This window comes from Rhizobium sp. CB2179 (assembly GCF_057653455.1).
In genome coordinates, this window is the sequence record NZ_CM172781.1 from 1,428,850 (window position 1) to 1,447,063 (window position 18,214).

At 59.8% G+C, this 18,214-nt stretch carries 14 protein-coding genes and 3 tRNA genes; 13 read left to right on the forward strand and 4 right to left on the reverse strand.

Annotation, left to right across the window (positions count from 1 at the left end; translation table 11 throughout):
- Nucleotides 1-22: 22 nt before the first annotated feature.
- The 4 genes from AC244Q_RS07130 to rlmB form a co-directional block, all read right to left on the reverse strand.
- Nucleotides 23-160, reverse strand: coding sequence for a hypothetical protein (locus tag AC244Q_RS07130; RefSeq protein WP_003558511.1), 138 nt, complete (start codon nt 158-160; stop codon nt 23-25).
- Between the two features lie 64 nt (nt 161-224).
- On the reverse strand, nt 225-383 hold the full coding sequence (locus tag AC244Q_RS07135) for a hypothetical protein (protein WP_003558513.1): 159 nt from the start codon (nt 381-383) through the stop codon (nt 225-227).
- Between the two features lie 125 nt (nt 384-508).
- Nucleotides 509-1,201, reverse strand: a complete 693-nt coding sequence (locus AC244Q_RS07140) for an AprI/Inh family metalloprotease inhibitor (protein WP_128407375.1) — start codon at nt 1,199-1,201, stop codon at nt 509-511.
- 93 nt (nt 1,202-1,294) lie between these two features.
- Entirely contained in the window at nt 1,295-2,185 is an 891-nt protein-coding gene (rlmB, locus tag AC244Q_RS07145) for a 23S rRNA (guanosine(2251)-2'-O)-methyltransferase RlmB (protein WP_017993646.1), read from the reverse strand.
- Between the two features lie 202 nt (nt 2,186-2,387).
- On the opposite strand from rlmB, the gene AC244Q_RS07150 reads away from it, so the two are divergent.
- From AC244Q_RS07150 to rpoC, 13 genes are all read left to right on the forward strand, one after another.
- Nucleotides 2,388-2,472, forward strand: a tRNA-Tyr gene (locus tag AC244Q_RS07150).
- 25 nt (nt 2,473-2,497) lie between these two features.
- Nucleotides 2,498-2,571 (forward strand) — tRNA-Gly (locus AC244Q_RS07155).
- A 347-nt stretch (nt 2,572-2,918) separates the two neighbouring features.
- A complete protein-coding gene (gene tuf, locus AC244Q_RS07160) occupies nt 2,919-4,094 on the forward strand; it encodes an elongation factor Tu (RefSeq protein ID WP_012757012.1) in 1,176 nt (391 codons plus the stop codon).
- Between the two features lie 508 nt (nt 4,095-4,602).
- Entirely contained in the window at nt 4,603-5,496 is an 894-nt protein-coding gene (locus tag AC244Q_RS07165; protein ID WP_012757013.1) for an NAD-dependent epimerase/dehydratase family protein, read from the forward strand.
- Nucleotides 5,497-5,664: 168 nt separating this feature from the next.
- Nucleotides 5,665-5,740, forward strand: a tRNA-Trp gene (locus AC244Q_RS07170).
- A gap of 195 nt (nt 5,741-5,935) precedes the next feature.
- Nucleotides 5,936-6,136, forward strand: coding sequence for a preprotein translocase subunit SecE (secE, locus tag AC244Q_RS07175; protein WP_003558522.1), 201 nt, complete (start codon nt 5,936-5,938; stop codon nt 6,134-6,136).
- 17 nt (nt 6,137-6,153) lie between these two features.
- A complete protein-coding gene (gene nusG, locus AC244Q_RS07180; protein ID WP_003547516.1) occupies nt 6,154-6,684 on the forward strand; it encodes a transcription termination/antitermination protein NusG in 531 nt (176 codons plus the stop codon).
- 176 nt (nt 6,685-6,860) lie between these two features.
- Nucleotides 6,861-7,292 (forward strand): 50S ribosomal protein L11, encoded by a 432-nt coding sequence (gene rplK, locus AC244Q_RS07185; RefSeq protein WP_003547518.1) that lies wholly within the window; start codon nt 6,861-6,863, stop codon nt 7,290-7,292.
- Nucleotides 7,293-7,296: 4 nt separating this feature from the next.
- On the forward strand, nt 7,297-7,998 hold the full coding sequence (rplA, locus tag AC244Q_RS07190) for a 50S ribosomal protein L1 (protein ID WP_012757015.1): 702 nt from the start codon (nt 7,297-7,299) through the stop codon (nt 7,996-7,998).
- A 329-nt stretch (nt 7,999-8,327) separates the two neighbouring features.
- Nucleotides 8,328-8,846 (forward strand): 50S ribosomal protein L10, encoded by a 519-nt coding sequence (gene rplJ, locus AC244Q_RS07195; RefSeq protein ID WP_012757016.1) that lies wholly within the window; start codon nt 8,328-8,330, stop codon nt 8,844-8,846.
- 57 nt (nt 8,847-8,903) lie between these two features.
- Entirely contained in the window at nt 8,904-9,281 is a 378-nt protein-coding gene (gene rplL / locus AC244Q_RS07200; protein ID WP_003547523.1) for a 50S ribosomal protein L7/L12, read from the forward strand.
- Nucleotides 9,282-9,543: 262 nt separating this feature from the next.
- Nucleotides 9,544-13,683, forward strand: a complete 4,140-nt coding sequence (rpoB, locus tag AC244Q_RS07205; RefSeq protein ID WP_128406351.1) for a DNA-directed RNA polymerase subunit beta — start codon at nt 9,544-9,546, stop codon at nt 13,681-13,683.
- Nucleotides 13,684-13,872: 189 nt separating this feature from the next.
- Nucleotides 13,873-18,081, forward strand: coding sequence for a DNA-directed RNA polymerase subunit beta' (gene rpoC / locus AC244Q_RS07210; protein ID WP_003558528.1), 4,209 nt, complete (start codon nt 13,873-13,875; stop codon nt 18,079-18,081).
- Nucleotides 18,082-18,214 lie beyond the last annotated feature (133 nt).

Sequence of the window (18,214 nt, forward strand, 5' to 3'; positions counted from 1 at the left end):
CCGGTTCACCCGGGCCATTATTTTAATGAGTGACGGGTTCGTTGACGCTCGCCTCTATCCTGTCGCCATTGCCGGTCTGTCCAGCGCCGGAGGGCGACATGATCGCGATGCTGAGCACGGAGACAATCATGAAGGCGACGACGGCGATCATTATACGCATAGGCGTTCAATCCTCGTTCGATTCCGGGATTAACGCATGATCGCCGTCCGCGTTCCTGCCAGTATTATTGTACCTGTCCCGGCGTCGCGGGGCCGGGCGCCGTCGGCGACAGGGGATCGGGCTGGTGGATGGGGTGCGATGTGTCCACCCAGATGATGCTGATGATAATCACGACGAAGACCGCGATGAAGAGGATACCGAAAATCAGCGGTCGAATGGCCATGATAGGGATCGTTCCTTCTTGCTTCTGAGCTGGTCGCTACAACCGGACATCGCCCGATCATAGTGCCCCGGGGCGTCATTCCAAGGCAAAAGTGGATTTTTCCGTCATCGGAGCCTGGCTGCGGGTTAGCGGCGGACGAGCGAAAGCGGCTTACCACCTTCCTCCTTCGACTTATCGAAATTGCCGTCGGCGCGCATGTCGAAGCCAAGCGACGAACCGTCACGGCCCATCAGCGTCAGCCCGAAACCCTCGATATGCCAGACTGCGAGCTTCAGTCTGGCGACATTGGCAGCGCAATCTTCGGAAAGTGACAGCAGCGCGTTGCCGTCCGCATCGACATCGCCGTTGAGCGTCACGCCGCAGAGCCTTTCGCCGTCCGGTCTTTGCATCGTCCATGTCCCGGCAAGGCTGCTGACGGTCGGCAGGCGATCGACGCCGTCAGGGGCCGCGATCAGCAACAGCGCCGCACCATCCTCCGTCTTCATCGGCGAACCTTCGTTCTCGACGAAGCGAGCGAGCACCTTGCGCGTCGCATCGATCAGGATGACGCCGCCATTGCCGTCGAAATTCCAGGAATAGGCTTCGGCAAGTGCCGGCAGCGGCTTGATGCAGGAGTCCTGACCGGAGAGCGAATAGCCGCCGATCGCTTCGCCGGTTTCCAGCGTCAGCCGGCATCCGGCTCCTCCGTCTTCCGCGGCAACGAGATATGTCCCGGCCTGCGCTTTGAGAATATCGGGATCGATATCCTGCCCGTATGCGAAACCGCAGACGAGGAGTGCTGCCGCCGAAGCCGCGAGCCTGGGGATGAAACGGATCATGACAATTCCCCTTTGTCGCGACGACAGCGCTGCGCGTCTTTTCAGACGCGCATAGGACTCTGTAGCACTTTGAATGACTGCCTGCGGGCCACCCTATGCCTTCAGGTGGAGCCGCGCCGCATAAAGCGCGATTGCCGCTGCGTTCGAGACGTTGAGCGATTTGATCGCGCCCGGCATGTCGAGACGGGCAAGTGCGTTGACGGTTTCCCGCGTCTTCTGCCGAAGTCCCTTGCCCTCGGAGCCGAGCACCAGCGCCACCTTCTCGCCCGAGAAGGTGCCTTCGAGTGGCGCCGGCCCTTCCGAATCGAGACCGATGGTGGAGAAACCGAGCTTGTGCAATTCACCGAGCGCATCGGCGAGATTGGTCACCTGTATATAAGGTATCAGTTCCAGCGCGCCGGAGGCGGACTTGGCGAGCACGCCCGATTCGGTCGGGCTATGTCTCTGGGTGGTGATGACCGCACCCGCATTGAAGGCGACGGCCGAGCGCATGATCGCGCCGACATTGTGCGGATCGGTCACCTGATCGAGGACGAGCAGGAGAGGGCTTTCCTTCAGCGCTTCGAGCCGGCGGACCGGAAGCGGCCGTGTTTCCAGCATGACGCCCTGATGGATCGCCTCGGGGCCGAGCACCTTGTCGATCTCCTGCGGCGAGACGATCTCGAAGGGCATGCCGAGCGCTTCGACGTCGACTTCGAGGCGCGCCAGTGCGTTCTGCGTTACGAACAGCTTGATCTTCTTGCGCTCGGGATTGTCGAGCGCTGCACGCACCGTATGCAGGCCATAGAGATGCACCTGGTCGGGCGCAAGCGCCGGCGGCTTCCAGTCGTCACCGCCGCGCTTTCGCTTCTGCGGTTGAGGCGTCGGAATCTCCCCGCGTTCGCGCTTGGCGTCACGGTGGGCGCGCCGCAGAGTGGCGTAATGCGTATCCTTGGCGGATGGGTCTGTCGCGGTCTTGCCGCCGGATTTGTTGTCTTTGCTCATGCAGCTTTATAGCCATGGCGCTCGCTGCCGCATAGGCTTTCTTTCATATGCCGGCTTTCGGCGGCGAATGAAATTTTTCGTGTTTTTTCCGTTGTCATCGTGTTGACAGACTGAAATGCTCCGGTCATATACGCGGCGCAGACGACGGGCGGCAACGCTTCGAAGTCTGACGAACTTGGTCTTGCGATCCGGACGAAAAACTGGAGAGATGCCCGAGTGGTTAAAGGGGACGGACTGTAAATCCGTTGGCTCAGCCTACGTTGGTTCAAATCCAACTCTCTCCACCATTCGTCATCGGATCGGACCACCCGCGCGGGTATAGCTCAATGGTAGAGCAGCAGCCTTCCAAGCTGAATACGCGGGTTCGATTCCCGCTACCCGCTCCAGTTTCCGCTACTCGACGTCATACGACCGCTGCCGCGGTAGTCCCGAGATGTCTCCGGCGCTGGCGGAGAAGCTGACGGTTGTGGCTGTCGGCGGGCAGGGAAGGGCGCTCGACGCCGAACGTCTATGGCGCGTCTCAGGCGGTCGATGCGATTTTCTCTAAGATTTCAGCGATTTTCGAGGGGGCTTTGGCGAATCGCCTTGCAGGCGGCGAATTGTCTCCCATATGCGCTGTCAGGCCAAGAATGGCGTCTGCAATTAAGTCTTGCGCAATGTCGCCGAAAGCCTTAAACGGCGGCACTAAACCGGTTCGCCGGGGCCACCATTTTCGTTCACAGGAAGCATTCAAATGGGAAAGAGTAAGTTTGAGCGCAACAAGCCGCACGTCAACATTGGCACGATTGGCCACGTTGACCACGGTAAGACGTCTCTGACGGCAGCGATCACGAAGTACTTCGGTGAGTACAAGGCGTACGACCAGATCGACGCGGCTCCGGAAGAAAAGGCGCGTGGCATCACGATTTCGACGGCTCACGTTGAATACGAGACGCCGGCCCGCCACTATGCCCACGTCGACTGCCCCGGCCATGCCGACTACGTCAAGAACATGATCACCGGTGCTGCCCAGATGGACGGCGCGATCCTGGTGTGCTCGGCCGCTGACGGCCCGATGCCGCAGACGCGCGAACACATCCTGCTGGCCCGCCAGGTCGGCGTTCCGGCAATCGTGGTGTTCCTGAACAAGGTCGACCAGGTTGACGACGCCGAGCTTCTCGAACTGGTCGAGCTCGAAGTTCGCGAACTGCTGTCGTCCTACGACTTCCCGGGCGACGATATCCCGATCGTCAAGGGTTCGGCACTTGCTGCTCTCGAAGATTCGGACAAGAAGATCGGCGAAGATTCGATCCGCGAGCTGATGGCTGCTGTCGACGCCTACATCCCGACGCCTGAGCGTCCGATCAACCTGCCGTTCCTGCTGCCGATCGAAGACGTGTTCTCGATCTCGGGCCGCGGTACGGTTGTGACCGGCCGCGTCGAGCGTGGCATTGTCAAGGTTGGCGAAGAAGTCGAGATCGTCGGCATCCGCCCGACGACGAAGACGACGGTGACCGGCGTTGAAATGTTCCGCAAGCTGCTCGATCAGGGCCAGGCTGGCGACAACATCGGTGCGCTGATCCGCGGCGTTACCCGTGACGGCGTTGAGCGTGGCCAGATTCTGTGCAAGCCGGGTTCGGTCAAGCCGCACAAGAAGTTCATGGCTGAAGCCTACATCCTGACGAAGGAAGAGGGTGGCCGTCATACGCCGTTCTTCACCAACTACCGTCCGCAGTTCTACTTCCGCACGACCGACGTGACGGGCATCGTAACGCTGCCGGAAGGCACGGAGATGGTCATGCCGGGCGACAACGTCACGGTATCGGTCGAGCTGATCGTTCCGATCGCGATGGAAGAAAAGCTGCGCTTCGCTATCCGCGAAGGCGGCCGCACCGTCGGCGCCGGTATCGTCGCGTCGATCGTCGAGTAACTTTCGAGTTATCCGCAATTATGAAGACCCCGCTGGAAACAGCGGGGTTTTTCATTTTGATGGCTTCCTGTAGGTTTAACAGGTGTTGTAAAAATATCGTTAAGTTGGCCTGTCACAGTATTTTGTTCATCTCACGTTCAGAAACCGGTTTGTGATTGGGTCAATGTAGTCCAGACTCCTCCTTGCAAAGAGGAGAGCCCGGATGATTCCAAAGGCCACATTCGCTGCGACGATATTCGCGATGTATGTTTTCACGATGTTTTTCATCGCTGCGATACCGCAAGAAGTTGTTCAGTCTGCCGTAGTGCAGATTGGCGAGGTAAGTGTCGTCAAGTGACGACCTTTGCCGAACATCGCAGGGTTCTGCGGTGATCGGAAATGATCGGTCAGGTGCTCCCGGATAGGATGCTCCTGGCGACGCGGGGGTGAACCCTTGCAGGACGCTCGCTTGCTCTTCGCGCGGAAGCGTCTATCTATGCCTCCGATTTCATGACGCGGAGGATATTCCATGAAGAGACGTATTCTATTCACCGGCGGTTCGGGCAAGGCAGGTCGCCATGCGGTGCCGTGGCTCGTCAATGCCGGCTACGAGGTTCACAACCTCGATCTCGTGCCGCTCGATAGCCCCGGCGTCACCAATCTCATCGCCGACATCACCGATAGCGGTCAGGTCTTCAACGCGCTTTCGATGCATCGCGATTTTCCCGATCTCGACGCGGGCAGGGGCGTACAGCCCTTCGACGCCGTCGTGCATTTCGCCGCCATCCCGCGCATCCTGATCAAGCCCGACAACGAAACCTTCCGTATCAACACGATGGGCACCTATAATGTCATCGAGGCGGCGGTGAAACTCGGCATCCGGAAGATCATCGTCGCATCGAGCGAGACGACCTACGGCGTCTGCTTCGCCGAAGGCCATCGCGATTTCCACCAGTTCCCGCTAGAGGAGGACTACGACGTCAATCCGATGGATTCCTACGGCCTTTCCAAAGTGGTCAACGAAAAGACGGCGCGCGCCTTTGCCGAACGTTCGGGCTTCGACATCTATGCGTTGCGCATCGGCAACGTCATCGAGCCTGACGAATACGAGAAGTTTCCGACCTTTTTCGCCAATCCCGAGATGCGCAAGCGAATCGCCTGGAGCTATATCGACGCCCGCGACCTCGGGCAGATCTGCCATCTCTGCATCGAGAAGGACGGCCTCGGCTACCAGGTCTTCAACGCCGCCAACGACACCGTCTCGGCCAATACGCCATCGAAAGAGCTTGCGAAGCGATTCTTTCCGAACGTGCCCTTCACCCGCGAGATCGGCGAATATGAGGGCCTGCTCTCCAACCGCAAGATCCGCGAGGTGCTGGGTTTTAAGGAAGAACACGATTGGCGGAAATATGTGAAGGTCTGAATGGACCGTGGTTCCGCGACTGAAAGGCCGATCGCTCGCATATCAGGAGAATGGCCTTGAAAATCGAAAATCGTGCTTGCCAATCCCGTGTCGTCGTCTTAAAGGGAGCGCCATGCTTTTCAGCAGCGATTTGCGGGCCTTGGCCCAGGCGCTGAATGATCGGTATGAAGGGGTATAGCTCAGTTGGTAGAGCGGCGGTCTCCAAAACCGCAGGTCGTAGGTTCGAGCCCTACTGCCCCTGCCATTTTCCTGGATGCGGGACAGCGCGGACATGCTCGCGGCATTTCCGGCCGGGGATTGATTGGTGGCAAGTAATTTCGTTAAACTTCGGTTTCCCTCTTGTGTATTCGGAAATCGGTGTTTATTTAGGGTTCAACAGACACGCGGTGCGTGGGGCTGATAGTTTCAGCTTTACGCGCCGTAATTGCGTGGGCAGTCGATGGCATCCAAATCTAATCCGTTTACGTTTCTGCAGCAGGTTCGCTCCGAGACGTCCAAAGTTACATGGCCGTCGCGCCGCGAGACCATGATCTCGACGGTCATGGTGCTGGTGATGGTGGTTTTCGCCGCGCTGTTTTTCTTTGCCGCTGACCAGCTGATTGGCTGGGCTCTGAGCTTCGTGCTGAATACCGGCAACTGATACGGGTGGAGATGAAAATGGCGGCACGTTGGTACATCGTCCACGCATATTCCAATTTTGAAAAGAAGGTGGCTGAAGATATCGAGAACAAGGCTCGCCAGAAGGGGCTTGAGCACCTGTTCGAGAAGATCCTCGTGCCGACCGAAAAGGTGGTGGAAGTGCGTCGCGGCCGTAAGGTCGATTCCGAGCGCAAGTTTTTCCCGGGCTATGTCATGGTTCGCGCCAATCTGACGGACGAAGCCTATCACCTGATCAAGAATACGCCGAAGGTCACGGGTTTCCTTGGTTCCGACAATAAGCCCGTTCCGATTCCGGACTATGAAGCCGAGCGCATTCTCGGTCAGGTCCAGGAAGGTGTCGAGCGGCCGAAGGCCTCGATTACCTTCGAGATCGGCGAGCAGGTCCGCGTTTCCGACGGCCCGTTCGCTTCGTTCAACGGCACGGTTCAGGATGTGGACGAAGAGCGTTCGCGCCTGAAGGTGGAAGTGTCGATCTTCGGCCGCGCAACGCCGGTCGAGTTGGAATACGCTCAGGTCGAGAAGGTCTGATTGCAGAAACTGGAGGCTGGCCCTTGCGGCCTGTTTCCTGCGGACCTTGTCCGCATCCGCGTGGAAGGTGAGGGGTCTTAGCCGGACCCTAATGATCCGCACCACGCAACCGCAGCCGCCGGAGAGATCCGGCATCACGGGCCGGGCGACCGGCCGTTCATGAAAGGCAGAGAGATATGGCTAAGAAAGTTGCAGGCCAGCTCAAGCTTCAGGTCAAGGCAGGATCGGCAAACCCGTCCCCGCCGATTGGTCCGGCGCTTGGTCAGCGTGGCATTAACATCATGGAATTCTGCAAGGCGTTCAATGCCGCCACGCAGGAAATGGAAAAGGGCATGCCGATTCCGGTCGTCATTACCTATTACCAGGACAAGTCCTTCACCTTCGCGATGAAGCAGCCGCCGGTCAGCTACTGGCTGAAGAAGGAAGCGAAGATCACGTCCGGTTCCAAGACGCCCGGCAAGGGTGCCAAGGCCGGCTCCCTCACCAAGGCTCAGATCAAGTCGATCGCAGAAGCCAAGATGAAGGATCTGAACGCAGCGGATATCGAAGGTGCAATGGCGATGATAGAGGGCTCTGCCCGCGCCATGGGTCTGGAAGTGGTGGGTTAAGATCATGGCTGGTAAGCGCACGCAGAAGATCAACGAAGGTGTTGATCCCACCAAGCTCTACGCTCTGACCCTGGCCATTGGCATGGTCAAGGAACGGGCTGTCGCCAAGTTCGACGAAACCATCGAAGTCTCGATGAACCTCGGCGTCGACCCGCGCCATGCGGACCAGATGGTCCGCGGCGTCGTCAACCTGCCGAACGGCACGGGCCGTACGGTTCGTGTTGCCGTCTTCGCTCGTGGCGCCAAGGCTGACGAAGCCAAGGCCGCCGGTGCTGATATCGTCGGTGCCGAAGAGCTTGTCGAAATCGTCCAGGGCGGCAAGATCGAATTCGATCGCTGCATTGCCACCCCCGATATGATGCCGCTCGTCGGCCGTCTCGGTAAGGTTCTCGGCCCCCGCGGCATGATGCCGAACCCGAAGGTCGGCACCGTCACTATGGATGTCGCCGGAGCCGTCAAGGCTTCCAAGGGCGGCGCTGTCGAGTTCCGCGTCGAGAAGGCTGGCATCGTTCATGCCGGTATCGGCAAGGCCTCGTTCGACGCCAAGGCTCTGGAAGAAAACATCCGCGCCTTTGCTGACGCAGTCATCAAGGCGAAGCCGGCTGGCGCCAAGGGCAACTACGTCAAGCGCGTGGCGATTTCCTCGACCATGGGCCCGGGCGTCAAGATCGAGCCCGGCTCGGTCACCGGTGCTCCGGCTGCGTAAGTTTATGGCCGGGCTTTAAGCCCGGCGACTGAATTTCCGGCCTCGCAAGGGGCCGGAATATTCCGGAGAAATCCGGAATCCTGTCCGAGATTGCAGGTGGTTTTCCCTTAATCACTGTGCCTGCATGAGACGGGTAAGACCCGAATTGCATGAAGTTCGCTTCTAGGAACTCGGTTCGAGCCTTGGATGCCTTGTGCCTCTTTAGCCTTGATTGGCGCGAGAGCGCGGGGGGACAGGATCCTCAAGCGTCGCTTGGGATCTCGCATGATCCCAGGAGGCAAAAGGCAACCGGCGGGCCCATTTTCGGTCCCGCCAACTGGAGATAGGCAGTGGAAAGAGCGGAAAAACGCGAATTCGTCACGGAACTGAACGAAGTCTTCAAGGCTTCGGGATCAGTTGTCGTGGCCCACTATGCTGGTGCCACAGTCGCGCAGATGAACGACTTTCGTTCGAAGATGCGTGCAGCTGGCGGTACCGTCAAAGTCGCGAAGAACCGCCTGGCCAAGATTGCCCTTCAGGGTACGGAAGCGGAAGGGATGACCAATCTCTTCAAGGGTCAGACGCTGATTGCATACAGCACCGATCCGATCACCGCTCCGAAGGTCGTCATGGATTTCGCCAAGACCAATGACAAGATCATTGTCCTGGGTGGCGCCATGGGAACAACCACGCTCAACGCCGAAGCAGTCAAGTCGCTTGCGACCCTGCCTTCGCTCGATGAGCTGCGTGCGAAGCTGCTGGGCATGATCCAGACACCGGCTACCCGCATCGCTGGGGTTGTTGCAGCACCGGCAAGCCAGCTTGCCCGCGTGTTTGCGGCCTACGCCAAGAAGGACGAAGCCGCGTAAGGCGGTTTTTCGCTGTTTATAATCAACCGGTTCGAACCGAACAAAGGAACTAGTAAAATGGCTGATCTCGCAAAGATCGTTGACGACCTCTCCTCGCTGACCGTTCTGGAAGCTGCAGAACTGTCGAAGCTTCTCGAAGAAAAGTGGGGCGTTTCCGCTGCTGCTCCGGTAGCTGTTGCTGCCGCTGCCGGCGGTGCTGCTGCTGCTGTCGTTGAAGAAGAAAAGACCGAATTCGACGTCATCCTCGTCGAAGCTGGTGCCAACAAGATCAACGTCATCAAGGAAGTCCGCGCCATCACTGGTCTCGGCCTCAAGGAAGCCAAGGATCTCGTTGAAGCCGCTCCGAAGGCTGTCAAGGAAGGTGTCAACAAGGCTGAAGCTGCTGACATCAAGAAGAAGCTTGAAGACGCTGGCGCCAAGGCCGACGTCAAGTAATCTTGAACTGCTTTGGGAGGCAGTATCTTTACTGCCTCCCATTTGCCGTTTTTCTGAACGAATTACCCAAAAGCCGCGTCGAAACGGGTTTTGGGTAATGGGTTCTTCAAAAGGATGGTCTCGCACCGAGGGCAGCACAGCAATCCGAGCTGAGCGTTTTCTGGGGTCGGACGAGATTGAATTACTCATTGATTGACGGGATCGACTGGCCATCGGTTCCCGTCCGTTGCAGGCCCGGGTGCAAGATTTTGAAGGAGCGACGATGGCTCAGACCCTTTCGTTCAACGGTCGTAGGCGCGTACGCAAGTTTTTTGGTAAGATCCCCGAAGTCGCAGAAATGCCGAACCTCATCGAGGTTCAGAAGGCGTCCTACGACCAGTTTCTGATGGTTGAAGAGCCGAAGGGCGGCCGACCCGACGAGGGTCTTCAGGCCGTTTTCAAGTCGGTTTTCCCGATCACCGATTTCTCCGGCGCATCCATGCTGGAATTCGTGTCCTACGAGTTCGAACCGCCGAAGTTCGACGTTGACGAATGCCGTCAGCGCGACCTGACCTATGCAGCGCCGCTGAAGGTGACGCTGCGCCTCATCGTGTTCGATATTGACGAGGATACCGGCGCGAAGTCGATCAAGGACATCAAGGAACAGTCCGTTTACATGGGCGACATGCCGCTCATGACCAACAACGGCACGTTCATCGTCAACGGCACCGAGCGCGTCATCGTCTCCCAGATGCACCGTTCGCCAGGCGTCTTCTTCGATCACGACAAGGGCAAGAGCCATTCGTCCGGCAAGCTGCTCTTTGCTGCGCGCGTCATCCCCTATCGCGGTTCCTGGCTCGATATCGAATTCGACGCCAAGGACATCGTCTATGCTCGTATCGACCGCCGCCGCAAGATCCCTGTCACTTCGCTGCTGATGGCGCTCGGCATGGACGGCGAGGAAATTCTCGACACCTTCTACACGAAGTCGCTCTACAAGCGCGACGGCGAAGGCTGGCGCATTCCCTTCAAGCCGGAAACGCTGAAGGGTGCCAAGGCGATCACCGAGATGGTCGACGCCGATACCGGCGAAGTCGTCGTGGAAGCCGGCAAGAAGCTGACCCCGCGCCTGCTGCGCACGCTGTCCGACAAGGGGCTGAAGGCCCTCAAGGCCGCCGACGACGATCTGTATGGCAACTACCTCGCCGGCGACATCGTCAACTACTCGACGGGTGAAATCTACCTCGAGGCCGGCGACGAAATCGACGAGAAGACGCTTGGCATCATCCTGGCGAACGGCTTCGACGAGATCCCGGTTCTCGGCATCGACCACATCAATGTCGGCGCCTATATCCGCAACACGCTGACAGCCGACAAGAACGAGAACCGTCAGGACGCTCTGTTCGACATCTACCGCGTCATGCGTCCGGGTGAACCGCCGACCATGGAATCGGCTGAAGCCATGTTCAACTCGCTGTTCTTCGATGCGGAGCGTTACGACCTCTCCGCCGTCGGCCGCGTCAAGATGAATATGCGCCTCGACCTGACCGTCGAAGACACCGTCCGCATCCTGCGCAAGGACGACATCCTGGCCGTGGTCAGGATGTTGGTCGAACTGCGCGACGGCAAGGGCGAGATCGACGACATCGACAATCTCGGCAACCGCCGCGTCCGTTCGGTGGGCGAGCTGATGGAAAACCAGTACCGTCTCGGCCTGCTGCGCATGGAGCGCGCGATCAAGGAACGCATGTCCTCGATCGAGATCGACACGGTCATGCCGCAGGATCTGATCAACGCCAAGCCGGCCGCCGCTGCCGTGCGCGAATTCTTCGGTTCCTCGCAGCTCTCGCAGTTCATGGACCAGGTCAATCCGCTCTCGGAAATCACCCACAAGCGTCGTCTTTCGGCTCTTGGCCCGGGCGGTCTGACCCGTGAGCGCGCCGGCTTCGAAGTCCGCGACGTGCATCCGACCCACTATGGCCGCATTTGCCCGATCGAAACGCCGGAAGGCCCGAACATCGGTCTCATCAACTCGCTTGCGACCTTTGCCCGCGTCAACAAGTACGGCTTCATCGAAAGCCCGTACCGCCGCATCGTCGACGGCAAGGTGACAAGCGACGTGCTCTACCTCTCCGCCATGGAAGAGGCGAAGTATTACGTCGCCCAGGCCAACGCCGAGATGAACGCTGACGGTTCCTTCGTCGACGAATTCGTCGTCTGCCGTCATGCCGGCGAAGTCATGCTCGCCCCGCGCGACAGCATGAACCTGATGGACGTCTCGCCGAAGCAGGTCGTTTCGGTCGCAGCCGCGCTCATCCCGTTCCTGGAAAACGACGACGCCAACCGCGCGCTCATGGGCTCGAACATGCAGCGTCAGGCAGTGCCGCTGCTGCGTGCCGAAGCCCCGTTCGTCGGTACCGGCATGGAGCCGGTCGTTGCCCGTGACTCCGGTGCCGCCATCGGCGCCCGCCGCGGCGGCGTGGTCGACCAGGTCGACGCGACGCGTATCGTTATCCGCGCCACGGAAGACCTCGAAGCCGGCAAATCCGGCGTCGATATCTACCGCCTGCAGAAGTTCCAGCGTTCGAACCAGAACACCTGCGTCAACCAGCGTCCGCTGGTCACCGTCGGTGACGAGGTCAACCGCGGCGACATCCTCGCCGACGGCCCGTCGACCGATCTCGGCGACCTGGCACTCGGCCGCAACGCGCTCGTCGCGTTCATGCCCTGGAACGGCTACAACTACGAAGACTCGATTCTGCTCTCCGAGCGTATCGTTGCCGACGACGTGTTCACCTCCATCCACATCGAGGAATTCGAAGTGATGGCGCGCGACACCAAGCTTGGTCCTGAGGAAATCACCCGCGATATTCCGAACGTTTCGGAAGAAGCACTGAAGAACCTCGACGAAGCCGGCATCGTCTATATCGGCGCCGAAGTTCAGCCGGGCGATATCCTCGTCGGCAAGATCACACCGAAGGGCGAAAGCCCGATGACGCCGGAAGAAAAGCTTCTGCGCGCCATGTTCGGCGAAAAGGCCTCCGACGTGCGCGACACCTCCATGCGCATGCCGCCCGGCACCTACGGCACCATCGTCGAAGTCCGCGTCTTCAACCGCCACGGCGTTGAAAAGGACGAGCGCGCGATGGCGATCGAGCGTGAAGAAATCGAGCGTCTGGCAAAGGACCGTGACGACGAGCAGGCGATCCTCGACCGTAACGTCTACGGCCGTCTGATCGAGATGCTGCGTGGCCAGGCCTCCATCGCCGGCCCGAAGGGCTTCAAGAAGGGAGCCGAGCTTTCGAACGCCGTCGTCTCCGAATATCCCCGCTCGCAGTGGTGGATGTTCGCGGTCGAAGACGAAAAGGTCCAGAGCGAGCTCGAAGCGCTTCGCGGCCAGTACGACGAATCCAAGTCGCGCCTCGAACAGCGCTTCATGGACAAGGTCGAAAAGGTCCAGCGCGGCGATGAAATGCCTCCTGGCGTCATGAAGATGGTCAAGGTCTTCGTCGCCGTAAAGCGCAAGATCCAGCCCGGCGACAAGATGGCCGGCCGTCACGGGAACAAGGGCGTCGTCTCGCGCATTGTGCCGGTGGAGGACATGCCGTTCCTCGAAGACGGCACGCATGTCGATGTCGTTCTGAACCCGCTCGGCGTGCCTTCGCGCATGAACGTCGGCCAGATCCTGGAAACGCATCTGGGTTGGGCTTGCGCCGGCATGGGTCGCCAGATCGGCGAACTGATCGACGCATACAAGGCCAATGGCAACATTGAGCCGCTGCGCAAGACCATCGGCGATGTCGTCGGAGACGGCCCCAAGGCCGAACAGGTCCATGAGTTCGACGACGACTCTGTTCTGCGCCTCGCCGACCAGTGGAAGCGCGGCGTTTCGATTGCGACGCCTGTTTTCGACGGCGCGAACGAAGCCGACGTCAACGACATGCTGCGTCTGGCAGGTCTCAAGGATAGTGGTCAGTCGACGCTCTATGACGGCCGTACCGGTGAGCAGTTCGACCGTCAGGTGACGGTGGGCTACATCTACATGCTGAAGCTCAACCACCTGGTCGACGACAAGATCCATGCTCGTTCGATCGGTCCTTACTCGCTCGTGACTCAGCAGCCGCTGGGTGGCAAGGCGCAGTTCGGCGGCCAGCGCTTCGGCGAAATGGAAGTCTGGGCGCTCGAAGCATACGGCGCGGCCTACACGCTGCAGGAAATGCTGACGGTGAAGTCGGACGACGTCGCCGGCCGCACCAAGGTCTACGAAGCCATCGTCCGAGGAGACGACACGTTCGAAGCCGGTATTCCGGAAAGCTTCAACGTTCTCGTCAAGGAAATGCGCTCACTGGGCCTCAGCGTCGAGCTCGAGAACACCAAGCTTGACGAGGCGCAGGCAGCTCAGCTGCCCGACGCGGCCGAGTAAGCACTTGATAGGGCGTGCGCTGCCAATGCGGCGCACGCCGGTCCCACCGGGCGCCGTATCCGTGTCGGCCCGGGAGGGAAGTTTCGCCGCATCCAGCGGTTATTCTCGTTTAAGCGAGGGAGGCGGCTCCCGGGAAATTGCCGCCGACATCGCATTTTGAGGGCGCTTTAGCCCATGAAGGAGACAGGCATGAACCAAGAGGTCATGAATCTTTTCAATCCGCAGGTGCCTGCACAGAATTTCGATTCTATTCGGATTTCGATCGCGTCTCCGGAGAAGATCCTCTCCTGGTCTTACGGTGAGATCAAGAAGCCGGAAACCATCAACTACCGTACGTTCAAGCCGGAACGTGACGGTCTGTTCTGCGCGCGCATCTTCGGGCCGATCAAGGACTACGAATGCCTGTGCGGCAAGTACAAGCGCATGAAGTACAAGGGCATCATCTGCGAAAAGTGCGGCGTCGAAGTCACGCTGTCGCGCGTTCGCCGTGAGCGCATGGGCCATATCGAGCTCGCCGCTCCCGTTGCCCACATCTGGTTCCTGAAGTCGCTGCCATCACGCATTTCGACGCTGCTCGACATGACGCTGAAGGATGTCGAGCGCGTCCTCTACTTCGAAAACTACATCGTCACCGAGCCGGGCCTGACCGCCCTGAAGGAGCACCAGCTCCTCTCCGAAGAAGAGTACATGCTCGCTGTCGACGAATACGGCGAAGACCAGTTCACCGCGATGATCGGCGCCGAGGCGATCTACGAGATGCTGGCCTCGATGAATCTCGAAAAGATCGCTGGCGACCTGCGCGCCGAGCTTGCCGACACCACGTCGGATCTCAAGCAGAAGAAGCTGATGAAGCGCCTGAAGATCGTCGAGAACTTCATGGAGTCGGGCAACCGTCCGGAATGGATGATCATGAAGGTCGTTCCGGTCATCCCGCCGGACCTGCGTCCGCTGGTTCCGCTCGACGGCGGCCGTTTCGCGACGTCGGATCTGAACGATCTCTACCGCCGCGTCATCAACCGTAACAACCGTCTGAAGCGCCTGATCGAGCTTCGTGCGCCTGGCATCATCATCCGCAACGAAAAGCGCATGCTGCAGGAATCCGTTGACGCGCTGTTCGACAACGGCCGTCGCGGCCGTGTCATCACCGGTGCTAACAAGCGTCCGCTGAAGTCGCTCTCCGACATGCTGAAGGGCAAGCAGGGCCGCTTCCGCCAGAACCTGCTCGGCAAGCGCGTCGACTATTCCGGCCGTTCGGTCATCGTCACCGGTCCGGAGCTGAAGCTGCACCAGTGCGGCCTGCCGAAGAAGATGGCGCTCGAGCTCTTCAAGCCGTTCATCTATGCCCGCCTCGACGCCAAGGGTTACTCCTCGACCGTCAAGCAGGCCAAGAAGCTGGTCGAAAAGGAAAAGCCGGAAGTCTGGGATATCCTCGACGAGGTCATCCGCGAGCATCCGGTTCTCTTGAACCGCGCACCGACGCTGCACCGCCTGGGCATCCAGGCCTTCGAACCTATCCTGGTCGAAGGCAAGGCGATCCAGCTGCATCCGCTCGTCTGCACGGCCTTCAACGCCGACTTCGACGGCGACCAGATGGCCGTTCACGTGCCGCTGTCGCTCGAAGCTCAGCTCGAAGCCCGCGTGTTGATGATGTCGACCAACAACATCCTGCACCCGGCCAACGGCGCGCCGATCATCGTTCCCTCGCAGGACATGGTTCTCGGCCTCTACTATCTGTCGATCCTCAACCAGAACGAGCCGGGCGAAGGCATGGCCTTCTCCGATCTCGGCGAGCTGCATCACGCCCTCGAAAGCAAGGTCGTGACGCTGCACACCAAGATCCGCGGCCGCTTCAAGTCGGTCGACGAGGATGGCAAGCCTTACTCGAAGATCTATGAGACGACGCCTGGCCGTCTGCTCATCGGCGAACTGCTGCCGAAGAACGGCAAGGTGCCCTTCGATATCTGCAACCAGGAAATGACCAAGAAGAACATCTCGAAGATGATCGACACGGTCTATCGCCATTGCGGCCAGAAGGACACGGTCATTTTCTGCGACCGCATCATGCAGCTCGGCTTCGCCCACGCCTGCCGCGCCGGCATTTCGTTCGGCAAGGACGACATGGTCATTCCGGATGCCAAGGCCAAGATCGTTGCCGACACCGAAAACCTGGTGAAGGAATACGAGCAGCAGTACAATGACGGCCTCATCACCCAGGGCGAGAAGTACAACAAGGTTGTCGACGCCTGGGGTAAGGCGACCGAAAAGGTCGCCGAAGAGATGATGGCCCGCATTAAGGCGGTCGAATTTGACGAGAAGACCGGTCGCCAGAAGCCGATGAACTCGATCTACATGATGAGCCACTCCGGTGCCCGCGGTTCTCCGAACCAGATGCGCCAGCTGGGCGGCATGCGTGGCCTCATGGCCAAGCCGTCGGGCGAAATCATCGAGACCCCGATCATCTCGAACTTCAAGGAAGGCCTGACCGTCAACGAGTACTTCAACTCGACGCACGGCGCCCGTAAGGGTCTGGCAGACACCGCCCTGAAGACCGCCAACTCCGGCTACCTGACCCGCCGTCTCGTCGACGTCGCGCAGGATTGCATCGTCACGCATGTCGATTGCGGAACGCAGACGGGCCTCACCATGACCGCAATCGTCGATGCCGGTCAGGTGGTTGCCTCGATCGGCGTCCGTATCCTCGGCCGCACGGCGCTCGACGACATCGATCATCCGGTCACGGGTGAGCGCATCGTCGATGCCGGCAGGATGATCCTCGAGCCCGACGTCGTCGAAATCGAGAAGGCCGGCATCCAGTCGATCCGCATCCGCTCGGCACTGACCTGCGAAATCCAGACGGGCGTCTGCTCGGTCTGCTACGGCCGCGACCTTGCGCGCGGTACGCCGGTCAATATGGGCGAAGCCGTCGGCGTTATCGCTGCTCAGTCGATCGGCGAGCCGGGCACCCAGCTCACCATGCGTACCTTCCACCTTGGCGGTACGGCAACCGTGGTCGACCAGTCGTTCCTCGAAGCCTCGTACGAAGGTACGGTGCAGATCAAGAACCGCAACATTCTGCGCAACTCCGATGGCAACCTCGTTGCCATGGGCCGCAACATGACCGTCCAGATCTTGGACGAACGTGGTGTCGAGCGGTCGTCGCAGCGTGTGGCCTACGGTTCGAAGCTGCATGTCGACGAAGGCGACAAGGTCAAGCGCGGCCAGCGTCTGGCAGAGTGGGACCCCTACACCCGTCCGATGATGACGGAAGTGGCTGGTACCGTTCAGTTTGAAGATCTGGTCGACGGTCTCTCCGTTCTGGAAGCGACCGACGAATCGACTGGCATCACCAAGCGTCAGGTTATCGACTGGCGTTCGACCCCGCGCGGCTCGGACCTCAAGCCGGCGATCGTCATCAAGGATGCCAGCGGCAATATCGCGAAGCTCTCCCGTGGTGGTGACGCCCGCTTCTTCCTCTCGGTCGATGCGATCCTGTCGGTCGAGCCGGGCACGAAGGTCTCCCAGGGTGACGTTCTCGCCCGTTCGCCGCTCGAAAGCGCCAAGACCAAGGACATCACCGGCGGTCTGCCGCGTGTTGCCGAGCTGTTCGAAGCCCGCCGTCCGAAGGACCACGCCATCATCGCAGAGATCGATGGTACGATCCGCCTCGGCCGCGACTACAAGAACAAGCGTCGCGTCATCATCGAGCCGGCGGAAGACGGTGTCGAGCCTGTCGAATACCTGATTCCGAAGGGCAAGCCCTTCCACCTTCAGGAAGGCGACTATATCGAAAAGGGTGACTACATCCTCGACGGTAACCCGGCTCCGCACGACATCCTGGCGATCAAGGGCGTGGAGGCTCTGGCCTCCTACCTCGTCAACGAGATCCAGGAAGTCTACCGCCTGCAGGGCGTCGTCATCAACGACAAGCACATCGAGGTGATTGTCCGTCAGATGCTGCAGAAGGTGGAAATCACCGATGCAGGCGACTCGACCTATATCGTCGGCGACAATGTCGACCGGATCGAGCTCGAAGACGTCAACGATCACCTGATCGAGCAGGGCAAGAAACCAGCCTATGGCGATCCGGTTCTTCTCGGCATCACCAAGGCATCGCTGCAGACCCCGTCCTTCATCTCGGCCGCGTCCTTCCAGGAAACGACAAAGGTGCTGACGGAAGCTGCGATCGCCGGCAAGACCGACGGTCTGCAGGGTCTGAAGGAAAACGTCATCGTCGGCCGCCTTATCCCGGCCGGCACTGGCGGCACCATGACCCAGATCCGCCGCATCGCCACGTCGCGCGACGAGATGATCCTCGAAGAGCGCCGCAAGGGTACGGGTGCTGCCGTTGCCACGCCGATGCTGCAGGACATGGCCGAAAAGGCTCCGGCTGCGGAATAACCCGCAGCTGAAGTCTATGAAATTGAAAAACCGCCCGGAGCGATCCGGGCGGTTTTGTTTTATCTGCTCTTATTATTTGGCGGGGAGGGAGGCTGCTTCCGCTTATGCTGCCTTGGCAGCGTCAGCAACGGCG